This is a genomic window from Patescibacteria group bacterium (assembly GCA_004297215.1).
In the GTDB taxonomy this organism is placed as follows: domain Bacteria; phylum Patescibacteriota; class Patescibacteriia; order UBA9934; family GWF2-40-263; genus 2-01-FULL-63-20.
In genome coordinates, this window is the sequence record SCUM01000002.1 from 1 (window position 1) to 21,609 (window position 21,609).

The 21,609-nt window shown below is 65.2% G+C and carries 21 protein-coding genes, 1 tRNA gene, 1 other RNA gene and 2 pseudogenes; 7 read left to right on the plus strand and 18 right to left on the minus strand.

Annotated elements, in window-relative coordinates; translation table 11 throughout:
- Together EPO34_04155 and EPO34_04160 are read right to left on the minus strand one after the other, a co-directional pair.
- Nucleotides 1–770, minus strand: a 770-nt coding sequence (locus tag EPO34_04155; protein TAK03235.1) for a hypothetical protein, incomplete at its 3' end; no start/stop codon positions are given.
- Nucleotides 771–981: 211 nt separating this feature from the next.
- Nucleotides 982–1,248 carry a hypothetical protein gene (locus EPO34_04160; protein ID TAK03236.1) on the minus strand — a complete coding sequence of 89 codons (267 nt, stop codon included), beginning with the start codon at nucleotides 1,246–1,248 and terminating at the stop codon, nucleotides 982–984.
- Between the two features lie 112 nt (nucleotides 1,249–1,360).
- Here EPO34_04160 and EPO34_04165 point away from each other — a divergent pair.
- A pseudogene (locus EPO34_04165) lies at nucleotides 1,361–1,456 on the plus strand (base plate wedge protein).
- Between the two features lie 576 nt (nucleotides 1,457–2,032).
- Here the strand turns inward: EPO34_04165 and EPO34_04170 are convergent.
- The 8 genes from EPO34_04170 to smpB form a co-directional block, all read right to left on the minus strand.
- On the minus strand, nucleotides 2,033–3,739 hold the full coding sequence (locus EPO34_04170; GenBank protein ID TAK03237.1) for a hypothetical protein: 1,707 nt from the start codon (nucleotides 3,737–3,739) through the stop codon (nucleotides 2,033–2,035).
- A gap of 429 nt (nucleotides 3,740–4,168) precedes the next feature.
- Entirely contained in the window at nucleotides 4,169–4,810 is a 642-nt protein-coding gene (locus tag EPO34_04175) for a hypothetical protein (GenBank protein ID TAK03238.1), read from the minus strand.
- 16 nt (nucleotides 4,811–4,826) lie between these two features.
- A complete protein-coding gene (locus EPO34_04180; GenBank protein TAK03239.1) occupies nucleotides 4,827–5,591 on the minus strand; it encodes a hypothetical protein in 765 nt (254 codons plus the stop codon).
- Nucleotides 5,588–6,340 (minus strand): hypothetical protein, encoded by a 753-nt coding sequence (locus EPO34_04185; GenBank protein ID TAK03240.1) that lies wholly within the window; start codon nucleotides 6,338–6,340, stop codon nucleotides 5,588–5,590. Before EPO34_04185 ends, EPO34_04180 begins: the two co-directional genes overlap by 4 nt.
- 3 nt (nucleotides 6,341–6,343) lie before the next feature.
- The gene (locus EPO34_04190) at nucleotides 6,344–6,745 is read right to left on the minus strand and encodes a hypothetical protein (protein ID TAK03241.1); all 402 of its coding nucleotides are present in this window, start codon (nucleotides 6,743–6,745) and stop codon (nucleotides 6,344–6,346) included.
- A gap of 6 nt (nucleotides 6,746–6,751) precedes the next feature.
- Nucleotides 6,752–7,789, minus strand: a complete 1,038-nt coding sequence (locus tag EPO34_04195; protein TAK03242.1) for an AI-2E family transporter — start codon at nucleotides 7,787–7,789, stop codon at nucleotides 6,752–6,754.
- A 148-nt stretch (nucleotides 7,790–7,937) separates the two neighbouring features.
- Nucleotides 7,938–8,338, minus strand: a transfer-messenger RNA (tmRNA) gene (gene ssrA / locus EPO34_04200).
- Nucleotides 8,339–8,782, minus strand: coding sequence for an SsrA-binding protein SmpB (gene smpB, locus EPO34_04205; GenBank protein ID TAK03243.1), 444 nt, complete (start codon nucleotides 8,780–8,782; stop codon nucleotides 8,339–8,341).
- 64 nt (nucleotides 8,783–8,846) lie between these two features.
- Between smpB and EPO34_04210 the strand changes: the two genes are divergently transcribed.
- The 6 genes and pseudogenes from EPO34_04210 to EPO34_04235 all read left to right on the plus strand — a co-directional run bounded on the left by EPO34_04210 (nucleotide 8,847) and on the right by EPO34_04235 (nucleotide 13,852).
- Nucleotides 8,847–9,398, plus strand: coding sequence for a translation initiation factor IF-3 (locus EPO34_04210; GenBank protein TAK03244.1), 552 nt, complete (start codon nucleotides 8,847–8,849; stop codon nucleotides 9,396–9,398).
- An 81-nt stretch (nucleotides 9,399–9,479) separates the two neighbouring features.
- Entirely contained in the window at nucleotides 9,480–9,677 is a 198-nt protein-coding gene (locus EPO34_04215) for a 50S ribosomal protein L35 (GenBank protein ID TAK03245.1), read from the plus strand.
- A 3-nt stretch (nucleotides 9,678–9,680) separates the two neighbouring features.
- Complete coding sequence (locus tag EPO34_04220; protein ID TAK03246.1) at nucleotides 9,681–10,028, plus strand: 50S ribosomal protein L20; 348 nt, start codon at nucleotides 9,681–9,683, stop codon at nucleotides 10,026–10,028.
- A 2,286-nt stretch (nucleotides 10,029–12,314) separates the two neighbouring features.
- Nucleotides 12,315–12,404: pseudogene (locus EPO34_04225) on the plus strand (2-oxoglutarate dehydrogenase E2).
- A 513-nt stretch (nucleotides 12,405–12,917) separates the two neighbouring features.
- Nucleotides 12,918–13,649, plus strand: a complete 732-nt coding sequence (locus EPO34_04230; protein TAK03247.1) for a hypothetical protein — start codon at nucleotides 12,918–12,920, stop codon at nucleotides 13,647–13,649.
- A 125-nt stretch (nucleotides 13,650–13,774) separates the two neighbouring features.
- A tRNA-Asp gene (locus EPO34_04235) sits at nucleotides 13,775–13,852 on the plus strand.
- Nucleotides 13,853–13,889: 37 nt separating this feature from the next.
- Here the strand turns inward: EPO34_04235 and pyk are convergent.
- The 8 genes from pyk to EPO34_04275 form a co-directional block, all read right to left on the minus strand.
- A complete protein-coding gene (gene pyk / locus EPO34_04240) occupies nucleotides 13,890–15,293 on the minus strand; it encodes a pyruvate kinase (GenBank protein TAK03248.1) in 1,404 nt (467 codons plus the stop codon).
- A 160-nt stretch (nucleotides 15,294–15,453) separates the two neighbouring features.
- The gene (gene ftsZ, locus EPO34_04245; GenBank protein ID TAK03249.1) at nucleotides 15,454–16,716 is read right to left on the minus strand and encodes a cell division protein FtsZ; all 1,263 of its coding nucleotides are present in this window, start codon (nucleotides 16,714–16,716) and stop codon (nucleotides 15,454–15,456) included.
- 149 nt (nucleotides 16,717–16,865) lie between these two features.
- Nucleotides 16,866–18,128, minus strand: coding sequence for a cell division protein FtsA (gene ftsA, locus EPO34_04250; protein TAK03250.1), 1,263 nt, complete (start codon nucleotides 18,126–18,128; stop codon nucleotides 16,866–16,868).
- Between the two features lie 32 nt (nucleotides 18,129–18,160).
- The gene (locus EPO34_04255) at nucleotides 18,161–18,526 is read right to left on the minus strand and encodes a diacylglycerol kinase family protein (protein TAK03251.1); all 366 of its coding nucleotides are present in this window, start codon (nucleotides 18,524–18,526) and stop codon (nucleotides 18,161–18,163) included.
- 47 nt (nucleotides 18,527–18,573) lie between these two features.
- The gene (ybeY, locus tag EPO34_04260; protein ID TAK03252.1) at nucleotides 18,574–19,107 is read right to left on the minus strand and encodes an rRNA maturation RNase YbeY; all 534 of its coding nucleotides are present in this window, start codon (nucleotides 19,105–19,107) and stop codon (nucleotides 18,574–18,576) included.
- A 16-nt stretch (nucleotides 19,108–19,123) separates the two neighbouring features.
- Complete coding sequence (locus tag EPO34_04265) at nucleotides 19,124–20,065, minus strand: hypothetical protein (protein TAK03253.1); 942 nt, start codon at nucleotides 20,063–20,065, stop codon at nucleotides 19,124–19,126.
- A gap of 12 nt (nucleotides 20,066–20,077) precedes the next feature.
- A complete protein-coding gene (locus EPO34_04270; protein TAK03254.1) occupies nucleotides 20,078–20,680 on the minus strand; it encodes a hypothetical protein in 603 nt (200 codons plus the stop codon).
- Nucleotides 20,681–20,769: 89 nt separating this feature from the next.
- Nucleotides 20,770–21,606, minus strand: coding sequence for a hypothetical protein (locus tag EPO34_04275; GenBank protein TAK03255.1), 837 nt, complete (start codon nucleotides 21,604–21,606; stop codon nucleotides 20,770–20,772).
- Between the last annotated feature and the right edge of the window lie 3 nt (nucleotides 21,607–21,609).

Genomic DNA, 21,609 nt, shown 5'->3' on the forward strand with positions numbered 1-21,609 from the left:
GTCCCGTTCGCCGTGGAGTACCCGTCGTTGTCGGCATCGGCCGCTCCGCCCGATGGCGGATTGTTGGGAGCGCACGCGGCATCGCTGCCGCTGCAGTCCTGGTCGATGCCGTCGCCGCAGACCTCGATGCCGGCCTGGATGGCGCCGGCACCTGGATGAACGGTGGCATCCTCGTCATCGCAGTCGACGAGGTCGCTGAATCCGTCGTTGTCGTTATCGTGATGCACGACCGGCGGCTCGCCCTCGCCTTCCCCTTCGTCGCCGCCCGTTGCCGGATCGGCGACGCAGACGGCGTTGGTGACGTCGCAGGACGGCTTGGACGCGTCCGTGCAGTCGCGGTCGTCCAGGCACCTATCCGGCAACGGCTTGCAAAGGCGCTCGCCCGTGGCTTCCTGGTGGCAGAAGAGGAGGTCGTTGCCGCAGCTCACGCCCGGCCCGCACTCGTCCTCGCCTTCGCCCTCGCCCTCGGCAGGGACTTCGCCGGCGATGCACGCGCCGGTCGTCACATCGCACAGCGGCGCGACGTCGGTGGCGCAATCGTCGTCGGAGGCGCAAGGCGTAGGCACTTCGCCTTCGCCCTCACCCTCGCCTTCGGCGGGGATGTCGGTCTCGGCCACGGCGGCCGAGGGGGTGGTGGTGAGAGAGCAGGACGCGGCCATGGCCGCGACGAACAGGAACGAAACGGTTCGAAGCAACATGACAGACCTCGCCTCCCCGGGATAAATCGTGTTTGGCTTTTTTAAGGAGCCTTGCACGGGTCGGGGTCGCATCGCCGATGACTCGGTGATATGACCCTGATCCGTGCGGAATCCAGCACAGGCCGGACCGCTGAATATACACGAAAAATGGCATTCTGTCAATGGGAGGTAAGGCCCTCCTTCGCTAAAGCTTCGGTGGGCATTTCGCCGTCGGCGAAATGAAAAATGTCTCCATTCCTTCGCTATTGCTAGCAAAGAAATGGAGACACAGAAGCCGTCGGTCCTAGTCGGACCCTCCGGAACAGCCTGCTCCCGGGAAGTTGACCAGCCTGGTCTCACGCACCTCCCCGTCCACGACCAGTTCCGAGAATCCGATCTCGTTCATGGCCTGTGAGCTGGTGTTTCCGCCCTCGCAGTACCACGAGGACGTACCGTCCCCTTCGACCCCGTTGCTGTTTGGATCATAGGTGGCGTTGAACCTCGTCGCCGCGCCGCGCGGCATGAGAAAGTGCAACACGACCTCGTTTGTGTTGGTGGCCGTGACGTTCACGTCCCACCCGTCGTGGCTGCACGTCTCGGGAGTGCCCGTGCAGATATTGGCGTGACCGAAGATGGTCGCGACGTTCTGCGGAGCGACGATTGTGAGCGTGGCCGAGACGATGTCGTCCGGATCGCCCTCGCCTTCACCTTCACCTTCACCCTCGCCTTCGCCCTCACCCTCGCCTTCGCCCTCACCTTCGCCTTCGCCCTCACCTTCGGCGCCGATGCAGGTCAGGGTGGTGAGGTCGCAGGGACCGTCGGCGCCGCAATCGGCGTCGTCGTCGCAGCGGCCGGGGTCGAGCTCACACGTGTTGCCGGACCCGTGGTTGCGGCAGGTGTAGGCTTCGGGGCACGGGTCGTTGAACCCGCACTCCTCTCCCTCTCCCTCCCCTTCGCCCTCGCCTTCGCCTTCTCCCTCCCCTTCGGCACCGCAGACGCCGGTGGTCACGTTGCAGATGGGCGTGGGATCAGCGCAGTCGGCATCGGAGGCGCAGGGGCTCTCGCCTTCCCCTTCACCCTCGCCCTCGGCCGCGTTGGTCGGGGGCGCTTCGGTGTTGCAGCCGCCGGTGAGGACGGCCGCCGTGATCGCGATTGAGATGTACAGAACGTACGTGCAGCGCATGTCTCTCTCCTTGGTGCGCTTGTCCCTGTCTGTGGCTGCGATTGCAGCCACTCCGAGCAGGGGTCGCATGGCGACGATCGGTTCGTCGGCAGGCGACTCATGCCTGGAAAAGATGACGTCGAGGGCCAGCCAGGAAGATTCCTGACTGCCCTCGACTCGTATCACCCGTCAATCACTGCGGCGGCGGATGCACCACCTCCGGCACTGCCTTGGCCGCGCTTGACCCGGTCGGATGCACGACCTTGGGCCCGGCATTGCCCCACTCGATGCCCGCGGTGAGCATGAGCTGCGGTACCACGTACCCGCCGATGCCCCAGTAGTGGTAGACCTCTGCCTGCGTCTCCCACATGTACGGCACCTCGACGCCAGCCATCGCAGACCACACGAAGTTGATCTGTCCGATGTCGGTGCTGTCGCCGATCCTGTGCGTGCCGCTCATCCCGACCAGGCCTCCCGGACTCACGACCCACGACGTGATCGGATCCGCGAACGCGTCGAAGTGGGTGGCGTGGTACGTGGCCTGCAGCGTCGGGCCGATGGCGTTCCCGTCATCGATCCTCCACTGCCAGGTGAGGCCCGACCGTGCCATCAGGCTCAACGCGGGGTACGGATCGCCCGCATCGTCGTCGACCACGTCGAGCACGAGGTACGGAAACGCCACGGACGCCGTCCAGTCAAGGGACCACTCTTCGCCGACGTAGCCGAGCTTCAAGGTCGGCAGGTCGAGCGCCAGGTTCCCCCACTGCCTCACGACCCGCTGGTGCGGATCGCCCTCCGGACCGAAGTCGAGTATCGAGAGGGTGGTCTTGGCCATCCCCGCGAAGCCGATCGCCCGATGGAAGTTGTTCCCGGTGAAGGGCCACTTCCACGGCTCGCCCGGCGTCACCACCGGCGGCGCTTCCGCCACCTTGGGCTTCTCGTCGTCGCCCAGGGTGAAGGTCGTGGCCGGGATCCCCGCGTCGTAGCCGTCATTCGGCTCGATCGTGATGATGATCGTCTTGTCGCCTTCCAACTCGTTGTCGTCGTTGGGGACGATGTCGACGGTCACCTCCGTCTTGCCTGCGGGAATGGTGTACGACGGGAGCAGCCCCCGATAGTCGTCACCGCCCTTCGCGGACCCGTGGGTCGCGATCGGTACGGTCAACGGCGTGTCCACCGGCTTGTCCGCGCTGATCACCAGCTTCCCCTTGGTGCTCGGCTCGGCCGGTTCACCGCGGTTCAGCACGCTCACGCGGGGCTTCTCCGGCTTCGTCTTGTCGATGATCGTCGTCACCCCAGGGACGCCAGCGGGTCCGATCGGACCAACCCCTGGCGCATCAGGACAGCACTCGGACGGCGTGTCCTTGTACAATCCAGTGTCGCAAAGGACCTTCTTCTGTCCCGCCTTCGGATGCCGGAGTGTGCGGTAGTGCAGCGGCTCCTTCGAGTCGCCGTACGTGCACACGCCGTCGTGGTCGTCATACTCCGGCTCGGGAGGCGGAGGCGGGGGTCGGTCGGTGATGTCGTCCGTCGGCTCGGGCGGGCAACGCTGGTTTTTCCAGTACGTCTTTCCGTCCCAGCAGACCTTCTTGTTCTCTTTCGAGCACTCCTTCCACGCATCCGTGGTGTAAGTGCCGATGCCGCCGGGACACTTCTTCTCCTTGACGGCGACGGACGTCGTCGCCGTCGGTGCCGGAGCCTTGTCGCAGTCGATGCACTTCTCGGGCGTGACCAGCTTCTTGAGGGCGGCCGCGTCGAGGAGGACGCCGCTATTGGAGGTCGGACTGGCAGCAGGGACGGCGGGCGGGGTGGTGGCCCCGGCGTCGGCCTGCGCTTGCGCCGGCAGGGCCAGCGAGAACATCACGAAGCACGAAACGAGAGCGATGATGAGGTTCTTCACGTGACTCTTTCTCCCGGACGCATCCGGATTTGTGGTGATTGACGGATTGTAAAGGACTACAGCCCGTCGAGAGGCCCGCCCCTTCCGAACGCGCGTTCAGGAGGCGAGGGCCTCTCGCGGACTCGGGTGGTCCGACGACGCCCATCATGAGGAGGAGGCATGATGGACGTGCGCCGAACCGCCTGAATCCGTTGATTTCCAGGCGTTTTCGTTGGCATTTGTTCCTCCGAGGAACGGTGCAACGTATCACAAAGTGGCCAAAGTGTCAAGCCATTTGACAGCGTCTTCTCCCCTGCTAGGATGCGCCCATTCCACCCCTGCGGCCGGTTTGGCGCAGCGGCCACGATGACTCCTCCTTGTCGCGGTTTGCCAGGCCAAGCCGGCCAGAGCGGCGGAATAGAAAACAGGCCCGATCGGGCCTGTTTTTGGCTAAAATTCCTCGTGGACCAGCTGGTGGCGGCGCCGGATGCGGTCGGCCTGGGCAAGGGCGTATCCCACCCCGATGAGCCCGCCGAGCACGAGGCCCGAAATGCCGTTCGCGACAAGGTTGGGCTTGACCGGCCACTTGGAATTGAGCGGCGCGTCGATGATCTTTACCTCGATCTTTCCCCCGCTCGCGTATTCCCCGGCTTGCTCCGTGAGGACGAATGCCACGGCCCGGGCGATCTGCTCGGCCTGGTGCGGATCGGGGTGGTAGGCCGCCACGGTGAGCAGGCCGGACCCGCGCGCCACGGACGCCGACACGGTGCGCCCCCACTCCCGGCGCTTCTTCACGTCTGCCGTGGGGAAATATCCTTGGTTGATGGAGAACCCGGCCCCCATCACCTGCTCGAAAAAGGTGGTGGTGTACAAGACGTCGGTGAGGTTGTCGGCGATGCGCTCCTCGCTGCGGCTTGCCGTATACGCGTCGACCGCCGCGCCGGCGTCCTGGCGCACGAGCAGGCGCACCGTGGAGGAGTACTTGAGCGGCTGCACGAACGACGCGAGCAACGACACCACGAGCCCGAGCAGCGAGAACAGCGCGAGCGTGAACCACGCGCGGCGCAGGACGGTGGAGGAATTCGGGCGCATAACGATCTTCAGTATATCATGTCCACCTGGCCGTCCCCATGAGCAGCAGGAACAACCCGCTCCCCACCGCCGAGTACCGGCCGACCACCGTCTTGGTCATCTTATCGAGGAATCGGGCCCGCGTGAGGCCCAGGAACACGTAGAGGAACACGGAGATGAGCGCGGCATCGACGTAATACCCGGTGGGCAGGTACGAGATGACGGCGAACAGCTCGGTGGCGAGCGCCGTGCCGGCGAGCGCATAGGCGAGCGCGGGACGCACCGCCACCTTGCTCACCCACAGCGTGCCGAACATGATGAACGCCACGGACGAGGCGAAGGCCGCTGATGAAAGCCACAGCGGGAGTTGCAGGAGCATCCCCGTGCCGAACGCGAAGGAGGAGAGGAAGAAGGTGGTAAGCACGTTGAGGCCGAGAGAGAGATGCTCGATGGAATACGCCCGATACGTGGCGGGGACGTGGACGTAGGCGAACACCAGCTCCGCGAACAGGAACAGCAGCAGCGACGTGGCGGCCGCGAGCGCCCATCGCTCCAGAGGACGCTCGAGCAGCAGGAGGAACCCGAAACTCGATAAGAGGAAGGTGACCGGGGTGCCGGTGAGGTACCAGAACTGGAACGATCGGGGCGAAAGCCGGCACAGCCGCGCGAACAGGAATGCCACCATCGCCACGGTGAGGGCGAGCCCCGGCAAGACGGGAAGGGCCGAAACGACCACCGCCGCGAACCCGGAGGCGGCGGAGCACAGGATGAAAAACGGCGTGAAGCGGTGGATGAGGATCATTTGACGTCGATGATGGAAACGGACAGCTCGCCCGTGAAGCGGATCGCGCCGGCCTCGGAAGAAACCCCGGTGAGCGTGGCGTAACGGCCGAACGCCTCGGTGAACGGAAGCAGGCTCTGGCGCACGGCCGGGGCGAACGCCGCCTCCGTGACCGGGCCAGGCACCGCGAGCGAACCGACGCGTACCTCCCTCACGGCGGCGTCGAGCGACCCGTTCGCGGCCGAAAGGCGCAGCGTGAGGACGAGCGCGCTCCCCTGCCGATTGTCCTTGAGCGGCAGGAACAGTTCAAGCCCGTCCGGCGTGACGGCCGCCTGCGAGCGTCCGGCGTCCACGAGGTTCTGGTCCGTGCGGCCCAGGGCGTCCCGCAAGGAAGCAGTGAACGTCCCTTCCGGGATGACCAACGAGAAACGCCGGTCGGAAAGCGTCCCGTTCCCCTGCCGGAGCCGCGTCCCGAGCAGGTCGCTGAGCGCGCGGGAAACGTACGTCTCGATCGGTTCGGTCTCGATCACCGCATGCGCGGGCTGCGGGACGCGGTACGCGGCCCCGGTGAGCAGCGGAACCTGCGCGAGCCCGGTGGCCGCCACGACCCATCCGGCGGCGATGAGGGCGAGCAGGAGCGCGGCGAGCCCCGCGACCGCGCAGCCGATCGCCCGTCCGCGACCGCTGCGCCGCCGCACGGTCTGCATGATTTCCCCATGCATCTGCGACAGCTGCTCCTGCACGTCGCCGCCCTTCTCGATACGGGCCATATCCTATCGCAGCCAAGGAGCGCCCGCGCGCGCGGCCTCAAGCGCCTTCGTCCCGCGTTCGAGCGCGCCGGGGGCGCCGCGCAGCCCCTGTGCCATTTGGTTCAACGCCGTGGCGACGGCGAGATGGAGGCCGCGCTCCTCGCCCGGCACCGTGAGCGCGAGCAGCGAAGCAAGCGCCTGCTCCACGGCCGCGAGCTTGGCGAGATCGGAAGAGGAGGTCGCATACGCGCCGTCAAACCCGTCCAGGACGCCCTTCACGGAAGCGCGATAGGATTCGGACGAAACCGCGGCGGGAGCGGGGCTCGGAGGGGTCGGCCGCGGATACAACGAAAAGGAGACGGTCAATCCCAAGGCAAGGGTCAGGATGGCCACCACGGCGGGAAACCAGCTCCGATGGTGAAACATACTCGATCAGGCGCGTTGCGCGAACAGGTCCTCGAGCACCACGCTCGCCATGGTGGCCACGGGAATGGACAGGAGCGCGCCCACGAACCCGCCGAGCTTCATGCCGATGAGCAGCGCGACGATGCTGAACACCGGATTGAGCCCGGTAGCCTTCTGCATCACCTTGGGCACCAGGATGTTGTTTTCCACCTGCTGGACGACGAGGTAGAGCGCCACCACCATGAGGCCCTGCACGGGGTCATGCGCGAACCCGACGAGCGCCGCCGGCGCGAGCGAGAGTACGGGCCCCACATACGGCACCATCTCGAACAGGGCGGCGATCAGGCCGAGCAGGAGCGCGTTTTCCACGCCGATCACGGACAGGCCGATGAAGATGGCCGTCCCGACGATGAGGCCGAGCAGGAGCTGTCCGCGCAGCCATGAGCCGATGCGGTGCTGCATCTTGGTGAACAGCGCCGTAAGGTAGGGCTGGTATTCCACCGGGGCCAGGTCCTTGAAGTAGCGCTTGGCCACGTCCTCCTCGATGACCATGTAGGACGCGAGGACGAGCACGAGGAACAGCGCCGCGACCCCGCCGATCACCCCGCGCAAGGTGGAGAAGATCCCCGCCACGCTCCCGGCCACCGCCTGCTGCACCGATTCCAGGCCGGAGCGGAGGTTGTCGGTGAGACCGTAGTGGGTGGAAAGCGCCTTCAGCTCGGCAAACGAGGAGGTGAGGCCGGAAGAGGCCTCGGTGAGGTTGTTGATGAGGGTCGTCGACTGGGCGATGACCACGGGGATGAGCAGCACCGCGGCCATGGAAAGCACCCCGCCGAACACGAGGTAGATGGCGATCACGCCAAGGCCGCGCGGGACGTGATGCCTGGAGCACCAGTCCGCGAACGGCTCGATGAGGGCCGCGAGCAGGACGGCCACGCACAGGATCGCCAGCACGTCGCGGATGAACCAGATGAATCCGAGCGCGAGCACCACGAGCACGGCCTTGACGAACGTGGAGGTTGAAACGGTGATCTGGTGCGGAGCATCGCTCATGCGTGGAGGCATAGTGAAGGCAGTATATCAAAATTTCCCAGCCTATGCAGCTGAGGATCATTGGCACAGCCATGAGCGGTTGTCTATCACCTGACTCATGGCCCTTCAACAAGCTCAGGGCATTCGACTACCTCCATAGAGACAGATGGAGGTAGTCGAATGGTGGAGTCGGGGGGAATCGAACCCCCGTCTGGTAAGGCCTCCCGTCCCGGGGATCCAAGCTCAGTCCCGTTGGTTGCGCGACGACGGTGAAGACGGGACGAAACCCGTCATCGCGTGCCGCAGGCCAGTGTCGGATGGGAGACGGCGGCGCCCTCCCAAACCAAGCCCGAAGATATGACACCCGCAATGCCCCCTACGGGCGCAGAGGCGGCGGATGGGTCACGGCGTATTAGGCGGTGACCAAAGAAAGCGTCGGAACCGTGAACGCCGAAGCGATCAGGTTCTTGGCCTTCGAGAAGAGATTGGCGGTTGACTTCTCCGTGCCAGGGATTTACGAGGCCCGGCACCGCCTCGGCTTGCTCCGTGCGAAAGGATCTCCCATCGATACCGGTCGACCCCTCATTCCTTCATCCTCTCCCGCAGCTCGCGGTTCACCTCCCGCTTCTTGATCGCGTCGCGCTTCTCGAAACGCTTCTTGCCGCGTGCGAGGGCAAACCCGAGCTTGAGGAAGGACCCGCGAGTATAGAGCGAAATCGGCACCAACGTCAACCCGTCCGCATGCGTCTTTGCCGCGAGTCGTGCGAGCTCGCGTTTCTTGACCAGTACCTTGCGGTCGCGCCCGGGATCATGCGTCTCCTTGTCGGCGGCCGGCGCATAGGGAGAGATGAACAGGTTCTTGAGCCACAGCTCCCCACGGAACACGTGGAGGAAGGCCCCTTTGAACTGCACATGGCCCGCGCGCACCGACTTCACTTCGGCGCCCGTGAGCTTCAACCCGCCCTCCAAAGTCTCAAGGAGGTCGTAGTCGAATCCGGCCCGTTTGTTGAAGGCGAGCGTGGGCATGCGCCGGCAGCATACCGTTCCCCCTTGATATTTTCCATATCTAGGCTAAGATTCGGTTCAACCTATGCGCATCCACAGGCATCGCCAGCGAAAACCGAAGTTCGAGGTCCCGGTGTACCGGGCGAACGAAGCCATCCTGGCTCCGGAGGTTCGCGTGGTGGACGAGAACGACCGGCCCGTGGGCGTCCTCACCACCGCGGCGGCGATCGCGCTCGCCCGCTCGAAGGAGCTCGACCTCGTGGAGGTGTCCCCCAAGGCCGAGCCGCCGGTGTGCCGCATCCTGGATTACGGGCAATTCAAATACCAAAAGGAAAAAGAGGCTCGCAAGCAGAAGGCGCAGTCGAAGGAAGTGGAGGTGAAAGGCGTACGTCTCTCCCTGCGCATCGGCGAGCATGACCTCGAGACGCGCCATCAGCAGGCCAAGTCGTTCCTCGAGGACGGCGACAAGGTGAAGATCGAGATCATCCTGCGCGGGCGCGAAAAGGGCCACCAGGAGTTTGCCCGCGAGGTGGTGAAGAAGTTCATGGAAATCCTCAAGACCGACTTTCCCATCCGCGTGGAACAGGAGATCACCTACCTGCAAGGACGCCTCACGGCCATCGTGGGCCGCGTCTGACCGCTTGACGGATAGGGACCTTTTCCGTAGACTCCCCCCATTCGCCGTTTCGTAGCCATTCGTAGGTTCGTAACACATTTTATGAAGCTCAAGACCCACAAGTCCCTGTCCAAGCGCGTCTGGCGCACCAAGACCGGCAAGGTGATGAAGCGCTTTTGCGGCCAGGGCCATTTCAACAGCCGCGACACCGGCAAGATGACCCGCAAGAAGCGTCGCGACACGGAACTTTCCGGCGTCAACCACAAGGCGATCGACGCGCTGCTCCCGTACTCCAAGTAACCTATGCCTCGCGTCAAACGCGGAACGCACCACGTAAAGCGCCGCCGCAACATCCTCAAGAAGACCAAGGGGATGAAGTGGGGGCGCAAGAGCAAGCTCAAGCTGGCCATCACGGCCGAGCTTAAGGCCGGCAAGTACGCCTACCGCGACCGCCGCACCAAGAAGCGCGACTTCCGCCGCCTGTGGACCGTGCGCCTGAACGCGGCCCTTCGCCCGCACGGGGTTTCCTACAGCCGCTTCATCGACGATCTCAAGAAAGCCGACGTGGAGCTCGACCGCAAGGTGCTCTCGAGCCTCGCCAAGGACCATCCGGCCGTGTTCGAAGCGATCCTGAAGACCGTCCACGCCTAAGCGAACCATCCGAAAACGCCCTGAAACGGGCGTTTTCTTGTGGGTAACATAGCCCCCGACGCCCTCCGGGGTCGGGGCTCCGACCTCCGCCTTTTAGAGAACGTCGGTGGCGGAGCGTCGGAGTTGACAAACGGCCTTTTTTGTGCCAAGATTTGCCGTTCGCTGGGATTCTCCCTGCGATCGCCATTTCGTGAGGCGCGCAAGCGCCGCTTCACAATCCAAAAACCCATGATGACCGAAAGGAGGTCAGGATGAAGCCGAAGGAGATGAAGCCCGAGACGTCGTTTCTCATCAATCGTTCGGAACCCGGCCTCATGTTGGTCGTGGTCCACCCGAGGACCGAGACTCACGTCCTCATGAAGCTGATCGTTCATCCCGGGATGCCCCCGCTCACCATCAAGCTGAGCAAGGCCGAGCATGTGCGGGACCTGTTCAACAAGTCCTCATGGCCCGGACCGAACGTGGACTTCCGCGGTTCGCTCAGTCGGAACCTGGCCGTCGTCAAGGCGACCGCCTTGTACGAACCCACCCCGTGGGGAGACCGGGAAATCCAAGTGGCGGGATTCGTCGTCACGCATGCGTACGATCGCCCCTTCCCTCGCCCGGAGCTCGTGATGCTCAATTGCGTCATCGAGACGATCGAGAAGGAAGACGTGACGGGCGAAATCTCGATGGAAATCGACAAGAACACCCTCTGGCGGCAAAGTCCTCCATTGGGGGAACCGCTGTCGAATCGACGCGTCGCGGCCGTCTATAGCCTGTTGCTGGAAGATCCGGGAACGGCGTTCACGGAAGTGCCACCAAGCAAGCGGAAACCTGCCGTGACCACGACACAAGAAACGAACCCCCCTCCCGCTCAACCCCCAACCCCCAACCCCACACCCCCTGAAGGAGGTGAAGCCATGACGAAGAACGAAAGCCTGCTCATGCTGGAATTCGCCCTCACCGCTGAACGGTCCGAAAAGGACGGGATCCGATATCGGGGGGTGGAGTTCTATCTCGTCGCCATGGGAGGAGTAGTGCCCAAAGGGCTCAAGTACGTCCTCAAGCGGGATGAGAGGCCGCCGCTTGACCCGAAGCCGTTCGAAGATGAAGGCGACACGTCCGTCGGCAGGTGCTGGATTCCCGTCGCCGAGACGAAGCTCACGATCAGCTCGCCGGACGGGTCGTTCAAAGAGGAGTCGAAGACCTTCCCGGCCGAAAACCTGCAGGCCACCACCGACGTGAGCGCCGCTCCGGCGGAACTCGCGGAAATCACGGACCTCGAGGTCAACGACGACGCCGTGTTCGAAGAGATGTCCGCGGCGCAAGAGGGCATCGAGGCGATCGTCAACAGTATCAAGATCGAGCCCGAAGTGCTCGAACCCGAAACTCCCGTCGAACGAAAGGTGAGGGAGGAGACGGCCCGACTCAAGGCCCTGGGGGACTTGAGCTTGGACTCCCCGATGCCTCCACCGGCCGCGCCGGACAGCAGCCCGATCGCGGGACTGTTCGACGGCGTTTCTCCGATGGCCGATCCCCCGCACACGCCGGCGATGGGGGTAGAAGCCGTGGAATCCCTGCGGCGAGCCAGCACGGAAGGCGCTCCGACCAAGAAGCCGCGCACCTGGGCGACGAAGCCGCCTGAGGCCGGACTGCAACCAACCACTGCCTCCGTCTCGACGGCGGCCACGATGACGGAGGAAGAAATGGCAGCGATCGAAGAAGCGAAGAAGGCGGAAGAGGCGGCGAAGGCCGAGGCCCTGGCCAACCAGAAGAAGGCCGAGGCCCTGCAGGCCGAGCTCGTGGCAGCGAAGGCCGCGGCAGAGCAGGCGGCGAAGGAGAAGACCGACCTGGCGCAGGCGGCCGAAACGGCGCAGGCTCGCATCAAGGAGCTCGCCGATGCCGCCAACGCGCAAGAGCAGGCGCTCAAGGACCATCTCGAGGATGCCCGAAAGGCGGCGCGCGAAGCCGGCAAGCGGGCGGAGAAGGAGGCGCAGAGGGCGGACTTCGAGGAGAACCAGGCGCAGGCGGCCCGCAAGGCCCAGGTCGAAGCCGAAGCCGCTCGCCATGCGGCCGAGGAAGAGGCCCGCAAGGCGAAGGAGACGACCCAGGTCGTCGGCAGGCGGGACAAGGCCCCGGCTGAGGGCGACGGCGATCCGGCGGCGGCGAAGAACGGCAACGGCGGCCGGCGCTTGACGGACAACAGGCTGTGGGCCCTCGTCACGGCCAACGACCGCCTGAAGAACGCCGCGATCGCGCTGCTGGTGCTCGCGCTCGTCATCGGTCTCGGGTACAACTGGCGCTCGGCCAAGCAGGAGGCCGAGGTCGCGCAGCAGAAGGCGGAGCAGCAAAAGCTCGCCCTCGAGAAGGAGATGGAGGAGCGCGAGAAGGCGGCGGTTCCGGTGCTTGCGCCGGAATGCGAGCCGATGCTCAACGGAGACGGGACGGCCGCGATCGGCGTCGTCATGACGAAGCCGGACGGGACCGTGGTCGTCGTCGAGCCGGACCGGGCGGAACGCGACAAGGGGAAGGCCGACTTCAAGTTCGAGATGAGGCCGCTGGTCCTCATCCCCCTCGACCGCATGACCCACAGGGGCACCGATCATGTGGATGCGGATCGGATCAAGGTCACGCACCAGACGGGCGCCGGCACGTTCGTGGGCATGAACGGCACTTCGGCCGCGAAAGCGACCGTGGCCAACGTGTCCTGCGACAACAAAGTCAGGATCGACGGATAGCGCGATACGCGCGCTACCGACAGGTCGCCAGAGATCTCTCTGGCGACTTTTTTATTCCGCCAAGGCCCCGAGGCGCATCCTGGGTCAGGGTTGACGAAACCGCGTTTTCGTGCTACCTTATGCGGTCTTACGAGGAGAGAGAAACTCGTAAGCGCAAGGAGGTGGTTCGATGGATTCCGATCCTTCCCGTGTCCGCCAGGTAGACCTCGATGCGGCCGTCGAGGAGATGGGGCAAGCCGTCACCGGGTTGAGGCGCGACCTCAACGAGGTCCTGAAACGGCTCCAGCTCGCGTGTTACGACACCGATGACCGCACCAGGCACATGTGGCGGGACCTCACGGGGTTCGCCGCGTTCGTCGGGGAGATGGACGCGCGAAGGCGCGACGGCCACAGCGAGGTCCGCGACGCGATCGACCGGCGGCCGACGACGGAGGCGATGGAGGAGATGCTCCGCAACGAGCTGTTCGAGGTGCATCTGCGGTGCGACAAGCAGCAGCGCCAGCTCGAGACGCTGCAGACGATGCTTGCCGACGCCATCGCGCACGCCCAGGCGGTCCGCCCTGAGATCCCGGTCGATGACGACATCATCGTCGAGACCCTGACGGCGAAGCCGAAGGAGTCGCGGGAGGACGAGCCGATCCCGCTCCCCGGCCCGACCCGACGGATCATCATGGCGACCCCGAAGCCCGTGATTCCCGCCCATGTCCCGGCCCCCGCGGCGAAGGACGCAGGGTTCGACGACGCGCGCATCGGCAGGCGGCGCATCGGACGCGTGGCGAACGCGCCGATGTGGGCCGCGATGATGTGCATCCTGTGCGCGATGCTCGCGGCCGCGCCCGCAAGCGCCCCGCCGATCGAAGCGACCGCGCAGATGCAGGACGAGATGACGCTCCTGCCCTGAGAAGGCCCTTCATCACTGAGGCTCTTCAGATGACCTCGATGACGCGTCGAGGTCTTTTTTATCCGGAAATCCCCCCTTGCCCGTCCAGGCGACCCATGCTAAGCTCTCGGCACGAAATCCACCGAGGACCGGTGGTGTAGCCCGGTTAACACGTCTCCCTGTCACGGAGAAGATCGAGGGTTCGAATCCCTTCCGGTCCGCCAGAAAAAGGCCCAGCATGCTGGGCCTTTTTCTTTTGGTTCACGTCACCTTCACGAGGTCGTATCCCGCCCCGTGGACGCCGCCCGATACCAGGGCGACGCGATCCCCTTTCCTGATGCGCTTGGCCGCCTTCAGCGCCTTGAGCGCGCGCGCGGCGAAGGTCTTCCCCGAGCCCGCCTTCAGGACGAACGGGCGCACGCCCCACCGGAGATTCGCCTGCCTGGCGAGCGCGTCGCTGGGGACCGCCAGATGGAGCGGGACCTGCGCCCGCGCGCCCAAGAGCCGTTCGGCGTCCCGGAAGAGTTCCACGCTCGAAAGCACGGCGTCGATGCGACGGCCGACGGCGGCGTCGGCGAGCGCATGCGTGAGCGGGGGGTCGAAATCGGTGCCGGGCTGGTCCTCGTGGCGCACGTCGTCGAACCGCGAGGCTTCCGCCTCCGTGGCGATCGCCTGCATGGCCGCGACCGCCTCACGCGGATACTTGCCCGTGGCCGACTCGCCGGAAAGCATCACGGCATCGGCATGGTCGCATACGGCGTTCGCCACGTCGCTCGCCTCGGCGCGGGTGGGCCGCGGGTTGCGGATCATGCTGTCGAGCATCTGGGTGGCGACGATGACCGGCTTGCCTGCCGCGCGGCAGGCCTCGATGATCTCCTTTTGGCGGACCGGCACTTCGGCGGCGGGAATTTCCACCCCGAGGTCGCCGCGCGCCACCATCACCGCGTCCGTTTCCGCGAGGATCTCCGCGAATCGGCGCACGGCCTCGTGTTTTTCGATCTTCACCACGATGCGGGGGGGCGTTTTCCCTTTCGGGAGCGCTTTCGCGATAAGGGAACGCAGCGTCCGCACGTCCTTCGGGTCGGTGACGAACGAGAGGGCGACGAATTCCACGCCGGCCTTCACGGCGAAAGCGAGGTCTTCCTTGTCCTTGTCCGTGATTGGCGACACGCGCAGGGTGGAATCCGGGAAATTCATCCCCTTGTGCGAGGTGACCCTCCCGCCGTTCACCACGGAGGCGGTGAGGACGCGCCCGGAGACGCCCGTGACCTTCACCTCGATGAGCCCGTCGTCGATGAGCAGGCGCGCGCCGGCCTTCACGTCCTTATGCAACCCCTTGTACGTGACCGGGAGCGGGCCGCCGGCGCGGTACGCGTCGACGGCCGTGGAAAACCGGACGCGGCTCTTCGCCTTGAGCTCCACTCCGGCCTCGGGGAGCACGCCCAGGCGGATCTTGGGCCCTTGCAGGTCGGCAAGCGCCGCGACGGGCAGGCCGACCTCGCGCGCCGCTTCCCGGATCATCGCGAGATAGGCGCGATGGCTCGCGTGCGTGCCATGCGACAGGTTGAGGCGGGCCACGGCCATGCCGCCCTTCATCATGGAGCGGAGGATGGCGGGCTTGGCGCTCGAGGGCCCGATGGTGCAGACGATCTTGGTGCGGGACATGTGGGGATAGTGTAGAGGAAAAACTTGAAACGTGAAAACTTGAAGGGCCAAAGGAGACGTGAAAGGACGAAGGATGAAAGACGAAGTTTTAACCTTCGTCCTTCAGGGTTTCGAAACCCTTTGGTCCTTCAAGTTTTGGTTCTTCAAGTTTTCGTCCACCCTACATCATCTTCTTCCTGATGAACGCCGGGATCTCCATGTCGTCCTCTTCCGCCACGGGTTTGGGCATCTGGGGCGGCGGGGGGATGAAGGGCTTGGGGGCCGGCTTCGAGGGAGGCCGAGGCTCCGGGCGCGACTCTTCCGCGGGCGGCAGCGGGGCGGGCATGGCCGGCTTCGGAGGCGGGCTAAACGCGTTCACGCGGGGCTTGCCCGTAAGGCGGTCCTCCTCGCGCGGGCGCAGGAAGGTGCTGGGCGTCCAGGTGCCTTGAGAGGCGACCTCGACGGCGCCGGGCGCCGTGAGCCGGCGGTCGCGGCTGTCGAAGCCGGTGGCGACCACGGTGATGCGGATCTCCTCCTTGAGCCCGTCGTCGATGTTGGCGCCGAAGATGACCTTGGCGTCCTCGTCGGCCGCGCCGGTGATGATCTTCGCGGCCTCGGCCACCTCGTGCATGCCCAGGTCCTTGCCTCCGGTGATGGTGAACAGGATCCCCTTGGCCCCGTCGATGGACAGTTCCAAAAGCGGGCTCGCGATCGCCTGCTTGGCCGCTTCCGCGGCGCGGTTCTCGCCCGTGGAGCGCCCGATGCCCATGAGCGCCGAGCCGGAACGCTCCATGATGGCCTTCACGTCGGCGAAGTCCACGTTGATGAGGCCGGGAATGGTGATGAGCTCGGCGATCCCCTGCACGCCCTGGCGCAGCACGTCGTCGACCACGGCGAACGCCTCGATGAGCGAGGTCTTCTTGTCGATGATCTGGAGCACCCGGTCGTTGGGGATGGTGATGATGGCGTCCACGTGCTGGATGAGCCGGTCGAACCCCTCCTCGGCGATGCGTCGGCGCTGCGCCCCCTCGAAGGAGAACGGCTTGGTGACCACGGCCACGGTGAGCGCGCCGAGCTCCTTGCAGATCTTCGCGACCTCCGGGATGGCGCCCGTGCCGGTCCCGCCGCCCAGCCCGCAGGTGAGGAACACCATGTCGGCGCCCTCGATGGCCGCGCGGATCTCGGCCGCGTTCTCTTCGGCCGCGCGCATGCCGACCTCCGGGTTCATGCCGGCGCCCAGGCCGCGCGTGAGCGTCTTGCCGATCGCGATGCGGTTCGATGCCAGGTTCTGGTTGAGCGCCTGCACGTCGGTGTTGATCGCGATGAAATCCACCCCCTTGATCTTCTCGCTGATCATGCGCGTGACCGCGGCGCTTCCGCCCCCGCCGATGCCGGCCACCTTGATGCGGGCGAACGTCTCGATGTCGGGCTTCACCTCTGCCATACGGGTCATGTCATGGTGGTTCAGGTTGAACACGTTATGTGTTCAAAATCCGCTGTCTTAAGCGAAATCTGTGTAACTTTAGTGGCCAAGGAGTGGAGTGTCAAGAAAGAAAAAACCCCGCCTTTCTCGAAAGGCGGGGCCCTTTTCCGCTAAGGCTTCATCGAGCCGAACATTTTCTTGAAAATTGACCCCAGCTTATCCACACCGCGCATCTTCCCAAACAGTTTCCCGAGCCCGCTGCGCGCGTCTCCGGTCCCGCGGACGTGCTGTCCCCACAGTACGAGCCCGATGGCCGTGGAAAGCGCCGGATCGCCGGCGCGGTCGATGACCGAGGAAATCCCGATAGGGGTGCCGATCGCGGCAGGCAGGCGCAGCACGGCCTTGGCCGCGTCGAGGATCCCGGCAAGGCGCGCGCCGCCTCCGGTGAGCACCACGCCGGCCGGAAGCATCCCGCTGCGGTCCACCTTGGCGAGCTCGCGGTCCACCATCTCGAAGATCTCCTGCACGCGGGCCTCTGCAATCTCCGCCACGAACCGGCGGCTCACCATCTCGTCCTCGGCGGCTCCCACGTCGGCGAGATTCACCTCTTCTTTCTTGTGCACGTCCTCGGGCATGCAGGTGCCAAAGTGGAGCTTGACCTGCTCGGCGACCTCGATGGAGGTGCGCAGGCCGATGGCGATGTCCGACGTCACGTGGTCGCCGCCCAAGGGAAGCACGGCCGTGTGGCGCACGTCCCCTTCCTCATACAGGGCAAGGCTGGTGGTGCTTGCCCCGATGTTCACCACGCACACGCCAAGCTCGCGCTGCCGATCGGTGACGACCGCCTCGGAGGTGGCGAGGATGGAAAACACCAGGTCCTCGATGTCGAGCCCGGTGCGGTACACGCATTTGGTGAGGGTGCGGATCTGGCTCGACAGCCCTTCGATGATGAGGGCATCCACCTCGAGGCGGATGCCGTTCATGCCGACCGGATCCTTGATGCCGCGCTGACCGTCCACGATGAAGCTCTTGGGGATCACGTGGATGATCTCGTAATTGGTTGGGGTCGCCACGGTGCGGGCGGCCTCGATGGCGCGCTCCACGTCTTCATCCCTGATTTCCCCGTCGCTGCGCCCGACGCCCACCACCCCTCGGCTCTCCTGGGCGATGATGTGGCTCCCCGAAATGCCGACCCACGCGGAAGACACCGGCACGCCCGTGATGCGCTCGGCTTGCTCAAGCGCCTTGGAGACGCTCGAAACCGCGTCTTCGAGGTTGGTGACCGTCCCCTTGGCGATGCCAGAAGAAGGCACCTCCACGGCGCCGATCACGTGCATCTGTACCTTTCCGCCCGGGGCGGGCACCGGCTTCCCCACCGCCACGCGGATGCTTTGGGAGCCGATGTCCAATCCAGCGTAAATTTCATCCGCCATACGCGTGTCACCAGTATACCCGCGGGAAGGCCCTAGAACAAGGTCGAAAGCCTCGGGACGAAGATGACCAGGCCGACCACGGCCGCCACCAGGGACGCGATGAGCACCGTGGCGGCCATGATGTCCTTGATGTCCCCCACCACCGGGTGCAGGCGCGGCTTGAAGCCGTCCACGATGCGCTCGAACACGCTGTTCACCAGTTCCAAGGTGAGCACCGCGCCGATGAGCAGGACGAGGAGGATGAATTCCGTCGTACGCACGTGCAGGACGAGCGCCGAGGCGACGACCGCCAGGCCGGCGATCGCCTGCAGGCGAAAGCTTTGCTCGTCTCGAAACACCACGCGGATGCCGTGCAGCGCGTAGCGGAAACTCTTGAACAGGCGGCGGATCTCGATCATAGCGAGGAAGGCGATGAAGGCGATGAAGGCCTCAGGCGGACAAGGCCTCAGGCGGACAAGGCCTCAGGCGTAAGGCGAGGATTGATACCGAGCTTTGTGAGGATGCGCGCTTGGAGCGGGAACATCTTCTTCGCGTCCGAAGGGCGTTCGTGATCGTATCCAAACAGGTGGAGGACGCCATGCACGAGCAGGAACAGCACCTCGTCGCGCGCGGAATGCTTCATCTCCTTCGCCTGCCGAGCGGCCTGTTCGTAGCAAATAAGGACTTCCCCCGTTTCCGCCCTTTCCAGCCTTCCGAACGAAAGCACGTCCGTCACCTTGTCCGATCCGCGCCATTGCCTGTTGAGCGCGCGCATCTCCCGCTCGGACACGAACGCGATAGAAATCTCCGTATCTCTGCGAAGCCGCAACGCGGCGGACACCGCCTTGAGGGCCCGACCAACGTCCGCTTCTTTGACGCGCTGCCCCCCTTTCAGGCGCGACTGGTTCAGTTCGAAATTTATCATATCCTGTCTTTGCGAGGAGGTCCTCAGACCGACGAAGCAATCTCCCGGGAGGTTGCTTCGTCGCCTGGACGGCATGCTCCTCGCAAAGACGTTATTTTCCCATCACGCTATTGATCATCATCTCAAAGGTCTTCGCGTAATCGACCGTCCCCTTGATGCCGAGGTCGTAGGCGAAGACAAGCGTCGTTGTCGCGTCCAGATCGACGGATACCGTCCTCCCGTCACTCGAACGATGGGCCGTGAGTCCGTTCTTCGTGGTAAAGACGGTCGCGTCCGGAGGCATCTGCAGGACATCTGGTCCGGCGACGCTCACGCGCTCGCCGGTCATCGCGGAAAAATCCCCGATGAAACCCGAATCGGCCGTGTTCGCCCATCCTACCGGAAACAGGAACGAGTAGGTGCCGCCGTCATACGCCTTCACCACTCCCGCTTCGAACAGCGTCCTTGGCGCGACGGCGGCCGGGTTGTAGCGGTTCTCCACCTCCAGGCCGTCGACGTACCCGTCCGCGTCGGTGTCCGGCCTGTTCGGATCGGAGACGTAAATCAGGTTTTCCTCAAGGTCGCTCAATCCGTCCCCGTCCGTGTCGGCGCCCGGGACGGCGGTGGATGGCGTCGGCTCGGGAGCCGGTTCGGGTTCGGGGGGAGGTTCGGGCGCGGGTTGCGGGATCGGCTCCGGCGCGGGAACCGGACGTGGAGCGGGCTGTGTCGGTTCGGAGACTTGCGGTCGGGTGATGAAATAGGCACCGATCCCAAGGCCGAGGATGAGCAGGACGCCGGCGATGATGAGCGCCTTGTTGGGACCGGCCTTGCGCTTGGGGACAGGCTTGCCTGTGGGCGCAGGCGGCTTTGGAGGAGGGGGCGGGGCGATGACCTTCGTCGGCGGGGGCGGCGCCGGAGGCTTCGGCTGGGCCATCGGCTGGGCTCCGCCGCGGTACTTTTCCGGCATCACGAACATGGCCGGCATGGGACGTGCCGTGGCCGGAGTCGCTCCGGGAGGAGTCTGCAGCGGTTGCGGAGGCTGTGGCGCGGCCATGACGGAATTGATTTACGGAGCGGCGGGCGGGGCCGACAGGAGCTTGCCGGGACCGTTCGGGTTGTAGCCGTTCTTCACCTCGTCGCCATCCTTGAACGTGTCGCCGTCAGTGTCGGGATTGAGCGGATCGGTCTTGTACGCCTCCATCTCTTCCCGGTCGAACAGGCCGTCGGCGTCCGAATCGGCCTCCACCGGGCTCGTGCCAAGTTGCGCCTCTTGCGCGTCGGTAAGTCCGTCCTTGTCCTGATCCGGCTCCGGCGACGCGGGAGGGGTCACCGCGGGCGCGGTCGGCGGCGCCGTGACGGCGGCGGGAGCGGCCGGAGCGACGGGCGTGCCGGTATCCTCGGACACGGCGTTCGACACGTCCGGGACGCCTGGCGTGGCGGGCGTGCGGGCCGAAAGAAGGAGGAACGACAATCCGGCGGCAGCGGCGATGACGAGGATCACGGCCAGGATGACGAGCACGGCCTTCCAGGGAAAGCCTCCGCCGCCCGACGTCGGTTCGTAGGATGCGGGCGCGACGGGCGCTGCCGGAGTTGGCGCGGCTTGTCGGGAGACTGCTGCCGGAGTTGGCGCTCCCGTTTCCGCAAACATGTCTTCGGGTTCGTCGAACATAGGATGTCGAGGCATGAAGGCCTCAGGCGTGAAGGCGTGAAGGATTTTCCTGAAGCCTTGTCCGCCTCAGGCCTTATCGCCTAATGATATCACAATTTCCCCGGACCATTGGGGTCGTACCCCGCCGCGACTTCGTCGCCGTCGTCGAACCCGTCGCCGTCGGTGTCGGATTTGGTGGGCGACGTGCCGTAGTCGCGTTCGGAAAGGACCGTGAGACCGTCATGGTCGCCGTCGGTTTCGGCAACGATGTCGAGGCAACGGTCCATGTCGGGTCCGGCCTGTTCGCACAACGCCGGATCCCCGGCCGCGATGGCGGTTTCCGTCTGCTTCATCCCGTCGCAGGTTGCGGCATCCCCGCCGCGCGAGGCGCAATTGGCCGAAGTGGTGGGTTCGATCTGCTGCACGCAGGAGCTCCGATACCCTTCCCCCTTGATTGCCTCGCACCGGGCGACGTCGTGCGCGGCAACGGCCATGAGAAACGCCACGTTGTCGGCGCAGGTCCCGCGCAGTTCCGGATCTACCATCCCGTCACACAGGGCGGGATCCCCTTGCTCTTTGGCCACCGACCACAGGCAGCTGTCGCGCGCCTCCCCCGCGAGCGCATCGCACGGGTCCGACGAGGCGGCATTGGTCGCCAGCTCGGTGAGCTTCACTTTACGGCAACCGTCGGGATTCTTGGCCGCGTCGCACTCCGCGGAGGTCGCCTCGATCTGCGATGGCGACACGGGCGCGGACGTCGGCCCAGCGCCTCGACGCAATGCGACGAACGCCACGACGGCGATCGCAAGCACGACGGCGCCGACCGCGATGCCAATGACGATCGGACGGCGCGAAGGGGCCGGAGCCGGCGGCTCGACGTAGGATGTCGGGGCCGGAGCTGGCGCGTATGACGGCGCAGGTTGCGTTTGGTACGTGTCGCCATTCATACG